Annotated in this window: 14 protein-coding genes; 10 read left to right on the forward strand and 4 right to left on the reverse strand. The window is 25.6% G+C overall.

Annotated elements, in window-relative coordinates:
• Positions 1-61 precede the first annotated feature (61 nt).
• From BINT_RS03310 to BINT_RS03320, 3 genes are all read left to right on the forward strand, one after another.
• On the forward strand, positions 62-493 hold the full coding sequence (locus BINT_RS03310) for a PepSY-like domain-containing protein (RefSeq protein WP_014487139.1): 432 nt from the start codon (positions 62-64) through the stop codon (positions 491-493).
• 873 nt (positions 494-1,366) lie between these two features.
• Positions 1,367-2,371 (forward strand): C45 family autoproteolytic acyltransferase/hydolase, encoded by a 1,005-nt coding sequence (locus BINT_RS03315; RefSeq protein WP_014487140.1) that lies wholly within the window; start codon positions 1,367-1,369, stop codon positions 2,369-2,371.
• Positions 2,372-2,419: 48 nt separating this feature from the next.
• Complete coding sequence (locus BINT_RS03320; RefSeq protein ID WP_014487141.1) at positions 2,420-3,811, forward strand: DUF4132 domain-containing protein; 1,392 nt, start codon at positions 2,420-2,422, stop codon at positions 3,809-3,811.
• A 357-nt stretch (positions 3,812-4,168) separates the two neighbouring features.
• Here the strand turns inward: BINT_RS03320 and BINT_RS03325 are convergent, their stop codons facing one another.
• Positions 4,169-4,918, reverse strand: a complete 750-nt coding sequence (locus BINT_RS03325; RefSeq protein WP_014487142.1) for an SDR family oxidoreductase — start codon at positions 4,916-4,918, stop codon at positions 4,169-4,171.
• Positions 4,919-5,090: 172 nt separating this feature from the next.
• On the opposite strand from BINT_RS03325, the gene BINT_RS03330 reads away from it, so the two are divergent.
• From BINT_RS03330 to BINT_RS03340, 3 genes are all read left to right on the forward strand, one after another.
• The gene (locus BINT_RS03330) at positions 5,091-5,741 is read left to right on the forward strand and encodes an amino acid ABC transporter permease (protein ID WP_041177219.1); all 651 of its coding nucleotides are present in this window, start codon (positions 5,091-5,093) and stop codon (positions 5,739-5,741) included.
• On the forward strand, positions 5,725-6,507 hold the full coding sequence (locus BINT_RS03335; protein ID WP_012670707.1) for an amino acid ABC transporter ATP-binding protein: 783 nt from the start codon (positions 5,725-5,727) through the stop codon (positions 6,505-6,507). The genes BINT_RS03330 and BINT_RS03335 overlap by 17 nt, the downstream gene beginning before the upstream one ends.
• A gap of 253 nt (positions 6,508-6,760) precedes the next feature.
• On the forward strand, positions 6,761-7,597 hold the full coding sequence (locus BINT_RS03340; RefSeq protein ID WP_014487144.1) for an amino acid ABC transporter substrate-binding protein: 837 nt from the start codon (positions 6,761-6,763) through the stop codon (positions 7,595-7,597).
• Positions 7,598-7,750: 153 nt separating this feature from the next.
• On the opposite strand, the gene BINT_RS03345 is transcribed toward BINT_RS03340, so the two are convergent.
• The 3 genes from BINT_RS03345 to aroE form a co-directional block, all read right to left on the reverse strand.
• Positions 7,751-8,500: a leucine-rich repeat domain-containing protein gene (locus BINT_RS03345; RefSeq protein ID WP_014487145.1), complete on the reverse strand. Its 750-nt coding sequence runs from the start codon at positions 8,498-8,500 to the stop codon at positions 7,751-7,753.
• 75 nt (positions 8,501-8,575) lie between these two features.
• Positions 8,576-9,334: a type I 3-dehydroquinate dehydratase gene (aroD, locus tag BINT_RS03350; RefSeq protein WP_014487146.1), complete on the reverse strand. Its 759-nt coding sequence runs from the start codon at positions 9,332-9,334 to the stop codon at positions 8,576-8,578.
• A gap of 37 nt (positions 9,335-9,371) precedes the next feature.
• Positions 9,372-10,223, reverse strand: a complete 852-nt coding sequence (aroE, locus tag BINT_RS03355; protein WP_041177567.1) for a shikimate dehydrogenase — start codon at positions 10,221-10,223, stop codon at positions 9,372-9,374.
• Between the two features lie 199 nt (positions 10,224-10,422).
• Between aroE and BINT_RS03360 the strand changes: the two genes are divergently transcribed.
• From BINT_RS03360 to BINT_RS03375, 4 genes are all read left to right on the forward strand, one after another.
• Entirely contained in the window at positions 10,423-10,806 is a 384-nt protein-coding gene (locus tag BINT_RS03360; RefSeq protein ID WP_014487148.1) for a RidA family protein, read from the forward strand.
• A gap of 128 nt (positions 10,807-10,934) precedes the next feature.
• On the forward strand, positions 10,935-11,792 hold the full coding sequence (locus tag BINT_RS03365) for a DUF368 domain-containing protein (RefSeq protein WP_014487149.1): 858 nt from the start codon (positions 10,935-10,937) through the stop codon (positions 11,790-11,792).
• A 186-nt stretch (positions 11,793-11,978) separates the two neighbouring features.
• Positions 11,979-12,968 (forward strand): hypothetical protein, encoded by a 990-nt coding sequence (locus tag BINT_RS03370; protein ID WP_014487150.1) that lies wholly within the window; start codon positions 11,979-11,981, stop codon positions 12,966-12,968.
• A 15-nt stretch (positions 12,969-12,983) separates the two neighbouring features.
• The gene (locus tag BINT_RS03375; protein WP_014487151.1) at positions 12,984-14,024 is read left to right on the forward strand and encodes a tetratricopeptide repeat protein; all 1,041 of its coding nucleotides are present in this window, start codon (positions 12,984-12,986) and stop codon (positions 14,022-14,024) included.
• The last annotated feature ends 77 nt before the right edge of the window (positions 14,025-14,101 follow it).

Here is a 14,101-nt window from a genome sequence, read left to right on the forward strand (position 1 = left end):
AAATATAATTTACATGGTTGCTGACAGCAATTAAATATTTATAAATTAAAGGAGATTTACTATGACTAAAAAATTATTCGCTTTATTAATAACTTTAACTATAATTTCTACTTCAAGTGCTTTTGCTGATTGGGTGGTTCCAGCTTCTTCACTTCCTCAAAAAGCTAGAAGTTTCATACAGCAAGTTTATCCTAATGTACAAATATGGATGGTAGAGAGAGACGGAGGAAAATTTGAAGTAAAATTATCAAATGGTACTCAAATAGACTTTTTGCCTAATGGTGATTGGCATAGCATAGACGGTGAATATAATGCTGTACCTTTCTCTGCTTTACCTGCTAATATAGCAAACACTATAAGAAATACTTATCCTCAGGCTGCTGTAATAGATGTAGAAAAAGAGTGGGGTAATTATAAAGTAAAATTAAATAACTTTATGGAATTATTCATATCTTCTAACGGACAGTTAATGGGACAGAAATTTGATGATTAATCAATATTTATTAAATACAATTTCCTAAAGATTATTTATGGAAAGATACTAATTATTTATTGAAAAATACTACAAAATAGAGGGAGCTTAAAAAGGCTTCCTCTTTTTTATTGAAGTAAAAATAGTTATATATAATAATTTTGTATTAAATTTTTTTTTAAAAAAAGCGAAAAATGGTGTAGTATATGTATAAAATTTTATTTTTTTTAAAAAAATCAATTTTTTAGGTGTGAAATATAAGTATATAATATGTATTTAAGTAGTATAATAAATTAGTTTATAAATTATAATATTATTTAATGATAAAAAATAAGAAAATACTTGCAAAAAAATTAGAAATATATTATATATTATACACAAATTCTTTGATGTTAATATGTAAAATATATATTAATGTGAAAAGAATATAATCGCTAAAAAATGGCAGTCTCGATACCCTCCTAAATGTAGGAAAGCGGGATTCAATGGATTGTTTTGAGATATTATTTAATGTCTCGATACCCTACTCAAAGGCTGTTTTGCCTTTGGCTATAAAAAATTGAGTGGCTGATAACTTTAGTTGGCAGCACCTTTCAGCTAGATTTTTTTATTAGTGATATAGGAAAGCGGGATATATACCATTAACTTTTAATAATCTATAAGTCTTGATACCCTACTATGCACTCTGTGTGTCTTCAGCTATAAGAAATTGATTAAGTTGATAGGCTTAATGCGATAAACGAGCATATTATAACTTCAGTTATAGTGAGTTTATCAGTAGCATAATGAAATAATATTTTTTGTATAGAGATAAGAATTTTTTATTCATATTTACTTAAAATTTTTATTATGATAGCCTTTGTATTATTGTATAAATATTATAAGGAGCATACAATGTATCATTCAAGATTTAAAGGCAGTCATTATGAGGCAGGACTTAAATATGGTAAATTGCTTTCTAAAAATAATATTAATCCATTAGAAAAAATTAAAATCTCAGATGAAAGAAAATATTTTGCTAATAAATGCATGCCTATATACAATAAATTTTTTCCTGAAATAATAGAAGAGATAAAAGGATTAGCTGACGGATTAAATACGAATAATAATATAAAAATAGATTATAAAGATATATGTGAATTTTTATTTACAATATACTCATTTACTTTTGATAATAAATGTTCATCTTTTGCCTTCAAAACAGATGAAGATATAATACTTGCCAAAAACAGTGATTTTTTAAAAGATATAAAAAACTATTGCGACAGTGTATATTATAAATTAAATGATTCATATTCATTTATAGGTAATACTACAGCATTTATAGAAATTGAAGACGGTATAAATGAAAAAGGACTTACAGCGGCATTAACTTTTGTATATCCTACAATAATAGATTATGGTTTCAATGCAGGAATGATAATAAGATATATTTTAGAAAAATGCTCTGCTGTTGATGAGGCTTTAGAGTTTTTAAAAAATATTCCTATTTCATCGGCACAGAATATAGTATTAGCAGATAGAAACGGAGATATTGCATTGATAGAATGTAATTGCAAAAATATAGAAATAATAAAAAATGATTATGTATTTATATCGAATCATTTTGTAAGTAAGTCTATGAAAGAATATAATACTGATATTGAAGATGATATTTATTCACAAGAAAGATATATTACTATGAATAATGCATTTAAAAATTATGATTATGATTTAGACTTTGCCAAAAAACTTATTTCAGGGGAATATGGTTTTTTATGTCAATATGATAGGAAACTTAATTTTGATACCGTTTGGTCTTCTATATATTCAATAAAAAATAAAAAAATATACATATCTGAAGGAAACCCATCAAGAAAGAAATTCAAAGAAGATAAGAGATTGAAATTTGATTATTGATTTTATTTTCTAAATAATTTATTTTGTATAAAAATATTTTAGAGGTTTATGATAGTGCTTTCATTAGAAGAAATTAACAACATAGTAGAAAAAAATTATAATAAAAAATTTGATAAAACAACTTCATTTATAGATGATTCTATAATATCTAATGTTCTTATAAAAGATAAAAGTGCCGTAGTTTCAAGCAAAGTGATAAGATATATTTTAGGTGAATATTTAGATATAAAAGAGGCTTACAGATTAAGAAATGCTGATATGATAGGCAATTCTTTAGATAGTGAAAGTTTAAGCGAGACTCTTGAGAATGTATATAAATTATGGGATGAAAATAATAAAACTAAATCAATACTTTATCCTTACTGTATATTTGCAAATAATATACAGCTTGATAATTTGTACAAAAGAGCGGTATCTATTGCAAGAGGAAGATTTAAATTGGCATGTTCTATGTTGGAGGCTATTGCTTTAAGCGGAACAAAAAAAGGTTTTTCATTAGTATATGAGGCTTCAAGGAAATTTAAGCAGGCTAGTGTAAAAAATACCTGCTCATTTATTATAGAAGATATTACTAAAAAATTAGGTATTAGTAAAGAGGCTTTTGCTGATAAGATCATACCGGATTTTGATTTTGATAAAAACGGACTGAGAATAATAGAAAGCGATAATAAAAAATTTAAAATAACATTGAAGCCTGATTTTACTATATCAATATTCGATGAAATGAAAAATAAAGAATATAAAACATTACCGAAAGATTTTCCGCAAACTCCAAAAAAAGAATTAACAAAATTAAAAAGCGATATAAATAAGATGCTTAAAACTCAGACTGAACGTTTGCAGTTGGTATTAATGGACGGAAGAAAATGGACTTTAAATGAATGGAAAGAGATATTTTTTGACAATCCTTTTATGAGGGCTTTTGCTGTTAAACTTATTTGGGGAGTATATGATAAAGATAATAATTTATTAAGTACTTTCAGATATATGGATGACGGCTCATTCAATAATGCTGATGATGAGGAAATGAATATAGAAGATAATGCTTTAATAACTTTATTAAGTCCTATGGAAACTAGTAGAGAACTGATAGAAAAATGGAAAAGTCAGCTTTCGGATTATGATATAGTTCAGCCTTTCAATCAATTATCTTTAGAAACAAAAGGAGATTTAATTTCTAGAGTACCTAAAAAAGCAACAGCAAGAAGCATTAAAAATACTGCATTGAAATTGGGTATGGATAAAGTAGAAGATAGCGGATTTATAAGTTTTTATTTTTTATATGATTACTATAATAATGCTGTAGTATCAATAGAAACTTCAAATCTTTATTATGGTTCTAATACCACAGATGAAATTGATATTAAAATAAAATTCAAAAATGCTGATGAAAGATTTGAATATGGGGCTTATCTTATATTATCTGATTATCTAAAATAAATTTCTAAATTTAGTATCGCTTGGGCGGGTATGCTTTTTCAAATAAAGTTTTAAAATTAATTAAAATTATAATTAAAAAATAAGCAGCAAAGAATAAAGGGCGGGGTATGTAAATAGATTTTTTGCCTATTTTGAATCCCACCCTCTAGACTTTTTAAATTTATCTGTTATTTTTATATTATATTTTTTAGAATTTATTTCTGTAATTTCAGCTGCCCACCCAAGATTTTTTTAAATTTGTTGATATGTATACCGCACGAATAATTAAATTATATATAATTAGATTAATTATTAATAAGATTCTAATTAGATATAAAATTTTACTAACCGTGCGTTTAAATGAATTTTTGAATATAATTAAATATCTAATTTCCAGCCTTCATCATTATGATATATCATAAGTTTTGTCATACCGCCGTCTACTGTAATATTTTCTCCGTTAATAAAATCATTATTACAAAGAAACCAAGCGGTACTAGCTATATCGGAAGTGTTTCCAACCTTTGCACTAGGATGCTGAAGTATGTCTTCTTTGCTGAATGAGGCATCATCAATGGTATTAATCCAACCCGGGCTAATAGAATTAACTCTCACTTTATGAGATAAACTTATAGCCATCGCATGAGTTAAAGCTATAATAGCACCTTTTGCAGCACTATAGCTTTCACTGTCTTTTTGCGACATAAAAGCTCTTGTTGAAGCTATATTTATTATGCCGGCTTTTTCATTGAAATTATTCATAAGATTTTTTGTAATCTCATAAGGAGCGGCAGCACCTATTTTGAAAATCTCTAAAAAATCATCATAACTGCAATTACTTAAAAGTCCTTTATTTGAATAGCATGCATTATTTATTAAATAATCCACATTGCCGAATTTTTCTATTATTTTGTTTGTGAATGATTTTATAGATTTTTCATTGTCTATGTTGTCATTTATGAATAGGCATTCTCTGCCCATATCTTTTATCTGTTTCTGTAGTTTTAAACCGTTTTCATTGTCTTTATCAATAAATGCTATATCGCAGTTGTTTTTTGCAAATAATAATGCAATTTCTTTTCCTATACCGTTTGATGCTCCAGTTATAATACAAATTTTACTTGACATTAAGAAACTCCTAATATATTTGTTGTTTGTATTAATTATACATAATAATAATCAATATTAAAAGAATAAATATGTAAGTATTTTTGTATCAATTATCTTTTATTATTGATATTTTTACAAATAACATTATAATGCTATCTTGAAACTAAAAAATTATTATTGGTTGTATTTTATGGATTATATAATATCTACTACTTTATATTTGCTTAAGGGAACATACACAACTTTATGTCTTTACTTTGTAACGGCAATATTTTCCCTTCCATTATCTATGCTTTTTGCAGCATTACAGTTTAGCTCTCCGAAATTTGTGAGATATATTTTTGATATATATGCTTGGATATTTAGAGGTACTCCTTTAATACTTCAGCTTATATTTTTCTATTACGGACTTCCGCTTATGACCAATAATATGATAGCATTTCCTGCATTTACATCTGCAGCGGTAACATTTATTCTTAACTATTCAGCATATCTTATGGAAATATTCAGAGCTGGTATTGAAAGTATAGAAAAAGGTCAGTATGAGGCAGGTTTCGCACTTAATTTGAGTTACAGACAGATTATGACAAGAATAATTCTTCCTCAGGCTGTAAGAAGAGTTTTACCTCCTCTTTCTAATGAAGCTATTAACTTGATAAAAGATACTGCTTTGGTTATAGTTTTGGGAATAGGCGATTTAATGCTTCATGCAAGACAGATACTTACTAGAGATTATAAATTACTGCCTTTTTTAATAGCAGCTATTATATATTTATTATTTACTTCTATACTTGTGTTTGTATTCAGACAATTGGAGAAAAAGTATGTCATCAGAAACTAAAGAAACTAATTTAAAAGTTGTAAATATAAAAAAACATTATAAAGGAACTCCCGCCATAAATGGAGTATCATTTACAGTTAATAAAGGTGATATACTTTCTATTATAGGACCTTCAGGAGCTGGAAAAAGTTCTCTTTTAAGAAATATTATACAGATAGAGCATCCTGATTATGGTGAGGTTTATATAGATAATGAAGTTCTATTTTGTAAGAGGGAAGGTGAGAAGGCACTTGATATAAGCCATGCCGATTTTATGAAAAGAAAAGAAAAAATAGGTATGATATTTCAGCATTTTAATTTATTTCCTCATAAAACAGCCTTAGAAAATATTATAGAAGCACCTGTTATAGTAAAGAAACAAAATAAAGATGAGGCCATAGAAGAAGCATTGAAACTTCTTGACAGTGTAGGGCTTAAACATAAAAAAGACAGCTATCCGAATGAATTATCCGGCGGACAGAAACAGAGAGTTGCCATTGCAAGAGCTTTGGCTATGAAGCCTGAAATACTTCTTTGCGATGAGCCTACTTCTGCATTGGATCCTGAACTTATAGGAGAAGTTCTCACTGTATTAAAAGAGCTTGCTAAAGAAAAAATGACTATGATTGTTGTAAGCCATGAAATAAGTTTCGTACATGAATTATCTACAAATATTGCTTTTATGGATGCTGGTAAAATTATTGCTATGGATACTTCTGATAATTTCTTTAATAATCAAAGCAATGAAAGAATTAAAGATTTTTTAAATAAAATTTTCCATAAATGATTATTTTATCAAAGAAAGTTGAATAAATTGTAAATATATTTAAGTTTTTATATTGACATTTTTGTAAATAGTATTATAGTATATAGTAATAAAAGTGTGTTAGGGAGTTCCTATTATGAATAGTCTTTTTTTGAATTGTTTCTTTAATAATTCTTTTTCATTCCAACTTCATACCACCTTCGTACATTAATAAAAAAAATTCTAATAATTAATTTATCATATTATAAAAATCATAAAATTTAGGAGAAAAATTATGAAACGTATATCAAGTATTTTATTATTTATTATTTTTGCATTTATTGTAAGCTGCGGAGGCGGTGATAAAGCTGCTGCTGATAATACTGCAGAAAATAATACTGCTGCAGTAGAAGATAATTCATTGCAAAAAGTAAAAGATGCAGGAAAATTAGTATTGGGGTTAGATGATACTTTTGCACCAATGGGATTTAGAGATGAAAACGGTGAAGTGGTAGGTTTTGATATTGATTTGGCAAAAGAAGTAGCAAACAGACTTGGTGTAGCATTAGAAATAAAACCAATAGAATGGTCTAGTTCAATATTAAGCCTTAATAAAGGTGATGTAGATGTACTTTGGAATGGTGTTACTATCAATGAAGCTAGAAAACAACAAATTAATTTTTCAAAACCTTATCTTAATAACAAATTGGTAATAGTAAAAGCCATTGATGACAACACTATCAATTCTAAAGATGATTTATCAGGAAAAGTATTAGGCGTTCAGGTTGGAAGTAATGATGAAGCGTTAACTGCTGATCCTTCAAGTAAGAATGCTAAAGAGATTAGAAGATATGATGTTAATGTTAATGCATTCTTAGATTTACAGGCTAAAAGAATAGATGCTGTTGTTATAGATGAAGTTGCTGCTCAGTATTATATCTCTGAGAAAAAAGCACCTTTTGTTGTTGTAGATAACAGTCCTTTGACAGAAGAATTATATGGTATAGGATTTAGAAAATCAGACGCTAAACTTTTGGCGGAGGTTGATAAAATATTAGATGAGATGAGAGCTGATGGTACAGCTACTAAAATATCTGAAAAATGGTTTGCTAAAGACATAATGTTAAAGTAGTCATAAAATTCATATTGTACAAGTGCATATTATTAATTATTATAATAGTATGCACTTTTTTTATATTCTGTTATTAATAATTATTTGCTAAATATAAATATTCAATATTTTTTAATCTATGTATTTCATTTTTTATATATGAAAAATCTCCTTCTATATATAATTTTTTAAGTTTTCTAAATAATAAAAATTATCAGCTGCTTTTATAGTATATTTACTGCTGAAATAAAATTCTTCAAGATTCTTTAACTTTCCTATATATTCATTAATATCCTCTAAATTATTATTTTTTAAAGATAGTATTTTTAATTTAGAAAGTTTTTCTATTATTTTAGGTATTTTATTTATATTGTTATTATTTAAATAAAGTTTTTCTAAATTTTGTAATTTAGAAATTTCATTAGGTATATTTGCTATTTTATTATTAGATAAGTCCAATTTTTCTAAATTTGTTAGACTAAAAATTTCTTTTGGTATTTCATTTAAATAGTACCCTGAAATATTAATGCTTTTTAATTCTTTCAATTCATATATTTCTTTAGGAAAAGTTTTAAACATATTATTTGATATATCTATCTCTTCAAGATTTTGAAGCAATGATATTTTTTTAGGTAATTTTTTTAATTTATTGAAGCTGGCATCAATATATTTTAAATTTACTAAGGAGCATATACTATCTGGTATTTCTTCTATTTTATTATTGCATATATCCAAAATTTCAAGATTTGTTAATATATATATTTCTTTTGGAATATAAGTTAATTTTGAAGAGCTTAAATCTAATTTCTTAATATTTAATAGTTTTTTTCTGCTATAGTTACTATATTTATTTATATTATTGTTTTTAAAAAAATCATAAATATTATTCAGTTGATCTTCTATTTTTTTATCTATATTTTCCATTTGTTATTCTCCTTTTATTTTATACTATAATAATAGGAGATAACTATGACAGATTTTGTCATTAAAAAAATAAAATTAAATTTTTTCGTAAATTGTATCTAATATATATTTTAATTTCATAGACTCTAATTGTCCCGGAGCAGATGAGCGTTTTGCAGATGCAAAAGTGAGTACAGAGCCGAATATTCTGCTTATAATTCCAATATTACCCATAGATATGGCTATTACAGGGAAATTTTTTATATCATTTGAAGCATCTAATAGAGTAATAACGTCTTTTTTATTTTTAGGCATATAAGCAACTTTTGCTATATCGCATTTTAATTTTATCATTTTATTGATTCTTGATATTATTTCTTTTTTTGAAGGAGTTTTATTGAAGTCATGATTTGATATTATAGTTTTTATATTGTTTGAAGATGCTGATTTAATTAATTTTTTTATATCATTTTCTTTTAATGTTAATAATTCTAAATCTATTGCCTCAAAGCATTTGTTTTTTATAATATTATCATATAAGTTTATAATACTTTCATACGTATTATATTTAATGTTTCCGCCTTCTTTACTGCTTCTTAAAGTAAATAGTATTGGTTTACTGCTTAATTTTTTTATCTCTTTTGAAAATGATATTATATCATCAAAGTTATCATTATATTTTGCTATATCGTCTATAAAAAAATCGGCTCTCCATTCTATAATATCAACAGGAAGTTTACTTATTTCTTTTATATATTTAATAATATCTTTTTCATTTTTCTCAACTACAGATATGCATATTTTTGGAATACCATCGCCCAATTTTATATTTTTTATTTTTACTATATTTTCCATTTCTGCACCCTCACTCTATTAGATTGATTATATAATACTATTTAAATATAATATTTTTTACATATTCTACAGGCATTTTTTTATTAGTCCAAAGTTCAAAAGCTAAAGCACCCTGATATAATAACATTCCCATTCCATTTATTATTTTGCATCCTTCTTTTTCTGCAATTTTTAATAATTTAGTTTTTGCAGGATGATATATACAGTCGCTTACTACAAGATCATTTCTAAAAAATGAAGTATCTTCTATAATAGAAACATCTTCCTTCATACCTACACTTGTTGCATTTATCAATATATAACTATTATCTATTTTTGATTTTAATATATCTTTATTTTCTAAAGAATATAGAGTTATATTGCAATTAGTTTTTGAAGCAATATTATCTATAATTTTTTTCTGTTCATTCCAATTAGTATCTCTTTTAAATACATATATTTCTTTAACTCCATACAATGCAGCCTGAGATATTATTGCTATAGAAGCTCCTCCAGTACCTAATATAGTGATATTTTTATCTTTTATAAATACTTGTTCTTCTTCTAATGATTTTATAAAACCTTCTCCGTCTGTGCTGTATCCTGTGAGTATTCCATTATCATTTACTATTGTATTTACACTTTGAGAAAGTTCTGCTGCTTCAGATATTTTGTCTAAATATTTTATTACCTCTTTTTTATTAGGCATTGAAAGATTACCCCCCCTCATATTGAGAGTTTTTATAGAATTTACAGCTTCTTTTAAATTACTTTTATCAACTTCAAAAGCTAAATATATATAATTAAGATTAAGTTTATTAAATGCTTCATTATGCATAATAGGTGATATGCTATGTTTTGAAGGAGATGCGAATAGTCCAGTTAATATAGTTTCAGCATTTATTTGCATATTTGTAGCCTTATTATTTTTATAAGTATTATTATACATAATAATATAATTTTTATTATTGTCAAATATTAATATATATAATACAAATAAAAAAAATAGTATATAAATTACTTGATATTTTGTCAAAAAATAATTATAATTAACATAATAAATAAAATGGAAAAAAATTAAAAAATATATATAAAAGGAGAATCGATACATGGATAAAAAAATCATTAAAACTCACAAAGCACCTCAAGCAATAGGACCTTATTCACAAGCAGTAAAAAGCGGAAATTTCATTTTTGCATCAGGTCAAATACCTTTGGATCCAGTAAGCGGAGAAATGGCTGAAAATGATATAAAAAAACAAACTGAAAGAGTTATGGAAAACATTAAAGGACTTTTAGAGTCAGAAAATTTAACTATGGCTAATATTATTAAAACTACTTGTTTCTTAACAGATATGGCTAATTTTGCAGCTTTTAATGAAGTGTATGCAAATTATTTCCCAGAAAATCCGCCTGCAAGAAGCACTGTTGCTATAAAAGCTTTACCTAAAGATGCTTTAGTAGAAGTTGAAATAATTGCTGTTATAAGCTAATTTTTTATTAATAATAGCCATGAGTATGTATAATATTCATGGTTATTTTTTTATAACTTTTCTTTAATTTATTATTCAAATATTTAACTTATCTTTTTTATCAATATAAAAATCTTAAAGAGGAAATCATGAGAAACTATATATCATATTTTATCAAAGGAATGGCTATAGGTATTGCAAATGCTATACCAGGTGTATCCGGAGGTACTATAGCTTTTGTATTGGGTATATATGAAAAATTAACTTATTCTATATCTATTTTACCTAATGCATTAATAAAATTAAAATGGGATGAAATTAAAGAAAGTTTAAAAGTTTTAATTCCTGTGGCATTGGGGGCTGCTATTTCTATAGTATTATTTTTAAAACTTATAAACTATACATTTACTTATTATCCTATACCAACTAGAATATTTTTTGTAGGTTTAATATTAGGTTCTTTTCCATTTATTACTAAAACAGTAGAAGAATTTAATTTCAAAGTTTTTATAGCATTTTTTATAGGTGCTTTTATTATGGCGATATTTGTATACTTTGATATAAATAAGCCTGTAGGGGCAACTACTTATGCTGGAAATTTTTCACTTATTTACGGTATTAAATTATTTTTATGCGGTATAGCTGCTGCTGTTGCTATGGTAATACCTGGCATATCCGGTTCTTTGCTTTTACTTATATTGGGAGAATATGAGAATATATCTTATTTTATATCTTCATTTGTAGATACTTTTAATTTCAGCCTTCTAATTCCTTTGATATTTTTAGGTTTAGGCGTTGTTATAGGAATATTCGGAATATCAAAACTTGTAACTATATTACTTCAAAAATATAAATCTACTTTGTTTGGTTTTGTACTTGGTATTATAATAGTATCATTTTTAAGTTTATGGCCTAATATGACAACTATGAGTCTTCCTATGTTAGCTTCTACAGTTATTTCTATGTGTGTGGGCTTCTTGGTTGCTATAGCTATGGAGAAAATATAATTTAAGATATAATAAAAAAATATTATATTATTATAAATTTTTATGAGCCGGAAAATTGATTTTTCGGCTTTTTTATTTTTAAATCTCTTATTTATCATCAATTATCATTCATTGTCATTAATTTTCTCCAATTAAATTTTATATATTTCATTTCCGAAAATTGAAAAAGCATTTAAGGACTATTATATGAACAGAAAAAGAAATAAAAAAAATGGTATTTATTTATTATTTGCATTTATAAGCATAATATTCTTTTATATATCAATAAATGTTTTATATACGCAAACACCTGCATATTATGATGAAGATTTAATAAATAATCTGCCTAATGCTGAAAGGCTAGTGTCTAATATAAAAATTTCTACTTCAGAAACTAATAATAATATAGTATTGATAACTTGGGAAGGAATTACTGATAATAATTTAGTATATTATGTTTATAGAAGTAAAAGCCCTATAATAGGCAAGTCATCTTTTTCTAATTCTACAGTGGTTGATTATGTAAAAGCGACTAATGATTCGAAATCATATATTATATCAGACAGTCCTATAATTACTTCTACATACTATTATGCTGTAGTTTCATATGTAAATGACTCTGTTTTTTATAATGCTAAAGAGAATATTGATACATCATCTTTGTCTTTTAATGGAATAGCAGAAAATAATACATTGAATAATAATTTGAAATATAATACAAATATAAATAACAACATTATTACTAACACTATAACAGTTACTAATAATGTTATATTTACAAATAATATTTTATTAACAAACACTGTTACTCTTACTAATACTGTAACATTAACAAATAATATTACAGTAACAAACAATGTTACTAGTTCTGTTCCATCGTCATCATCATCAAGCAAAGGAAGTGTTAATAATGTTTCTAAAACTCAACAAAATGAGTATAGCAGATATAAAACTCAATATGACAGAGCATTGGCACAGTTTAAACTAAAAAATTATTCTCAGGCAGCTTCTATATTAGAGCCTATATCGAGAAAAAATATAAATAGAAATTTATATTATGATATTAATCTTCTTCTTGGAAAGAGTTATAAGTATTTAGGCAGAAAGAAAAATTCATTAGATGTTTTTAATCGTATAAAATCTTATAACAGTCAGGAAGTTAATTTTTGGATAAATCAAGTTTTAAGTGATTTATAATTGGAGTATTGATTTATGAAAACTTATGCAGCAGTTTTGGCATCTGTTATAACTATAGTAGCAATATTGGGCGGTGTGTTCATTACAAAAATATCGGCTTTATCATCTCCTGAAAGGTATTTCCAAAAGGGTAAAAGAAGCTATGAGATAGAAAATTATCAGGAAGCTATTAATAATTTAAATGAATATTTATCAATAGATAGCAAATCCAGACCTGTAAATAATATAGCTGAAGCATATTTTATGGTTGCAGATTCTTTAAAAAGATTAAAAAAATATTCTCTAGCAAAAGAAAGACTTACAAGTATAATTAATAATCCGGATTTTGCTCAATATTCTGTAAATGCCATTTTAGCTTATGCAGATATATCAAGATTAGAAAATCAGGCTGATCCTTATATAATATCAAAACTGCAAGAATATTTAAAAGTATCAGATTCAAATTTAGCTTCAAAAATAAATGTACAATATGGATATCAATTATTCCTTCAAAAGAAATACGGTGAAGCATTAAGCTATTTTCTAAGAAATGATGGAGAATTGGCTGTGCTTGGAAGAGCAAGAGTTTATTTCAATATGAATGAATATGACAGAGCATTTGAAACTTATGAGGATTTTCTTAAATATAATAAAACAAGCATATATTATGATGAAGTTGTAAGAACTTATTTGATACAGGTTCCTGCTATGGCACATAAAACATTTGTGGAAGGTAATTATATAAAATCAAGAATGTATTATACAAAAATAGCAGAATTATTTCCTAGAACTGAATATGCTGAAGATGCTTTATTTAGAATAGCACAATCATATTATAATGAAAAAAATTATAATAAGGCATTGGATTATTATAACAGAGTAAGACTTAATAATGTTTATACACTAGATGCTGAGGCTTTGCTTTATATAGGTTTATCTTATTTCAAAGTAGGAAGATATTCTGATTCTTATAAAGTTTTAGATACTTTTATATCAGAATATCCTGCTAATCCTAATGTTTCAAGAGCAAGAGAATATATGCAGGCTTTACAGGAAACTTTACTTGCTATTAATTAAAAATATTATTTTTAATTAAATATAAATATTAATAATCAAGTTTATCATTTTTATAATTGTTGAAGTAATAAAAGATC

It is taken from the genome of Brachyspira intermedia PWS/A (assembly GCF_000223215.1).
Classification (GTDB): domain Bacteria; phylum Spirochaetota; class Brachyspiria; order Brachyspirales; family Brachyspiraceae; genus Brachyspira; species Brachyspira intermedia.

Coding starts and splice junctions, on each gene's coding strand:
- BINT_RS03310 (WP_014487139.1), top strand. CDS start 62: ATGACTAAAAAATTATTCGCTTTATTAATAACTTTAACTATAATTTCT.
- BINT_RS03325 (WP_014487142.1), bottom strand. CDS start 4,918: ATGTCAAGTAAAATTTGTATTATAACTGGAGCATCAAACGGTATAGGA.
- aroD (WP_014487146.1), bottom strand. CDS start 9,334: ATGGAAAATATAGTAAAAATAAAAAATATAAAATTGGGCGATGGTATT.
- BINT_RS03330 (WP_041177219.1), top strand. CDS start 5,091: ATGGATTATATAATATCTACTACTTTATATTTGCTTAAGGGAACATAC.
- BINT_RS03340 (WP_014487144.1), top strand. CDS start 6,761: ATGAAACGTATATCAAGTATTTTATTATTTATTATTTTTGCATTTATT.
- BINT_RS03360 (WP_014487148.1), top strand. CDS start 10,423: ATGGATAAAAAAATCATTAAAACTCACAAAGCACCTCAAGCAATAGGA.
- BINT_RS03335 (WP_012670707.1), top strand. CDS start 5,725: ATGTCATCAGAAACTAAAGAAACTAATTTAAAAGTTGTAAATATAAAA.
- BINT_RS03370 (WP_014487150.1), top strand. CDS start 11,979: ATGAACAGAAAAAGAAATAAAAAAAATGGTATTTATTTATTATTTGCA.
- BINT_RS03365 (WP_014487149.1), top strand. CDS start 10,935: ATGAGAAACTATATATCATATTTTATCAAAGGAATGGCTATAGGTATT.
- BINT_RS03315 (WP_014487140.1), top strand. CDS start 1,367: ATGTATCATTCAAGATTTAAAGGCAGTCATTATGAGGCAGGACTTAAA.
- BINT_RS03320 (WP_014487141.1), top strand. CDS start 2,420: ATGATAGTGCTTTCATTAGAAGAAATTAACAACATAGTAGAAAAAAAT.
- BINT_RS03345 (WP_014487145.1), bottom strand. CDS start 8,500: ATGGAAAATATAGATAAAAAAATAGAAGATCAACTGAATAATATTTAT.
- BINT_RS03375 (WP_014487151.1), top strand. CDS start 12,984: ATGAAAACTTATGCAGCAGTTTTGGCATCTGTTATAACTATAGTAGCA.
- aroE (WP_041177567.1), bottom strand. CDS start 10,223: ATGCAAATAAATGCTGAAACTATATTAACTGGACTATTCGCATCTCCT.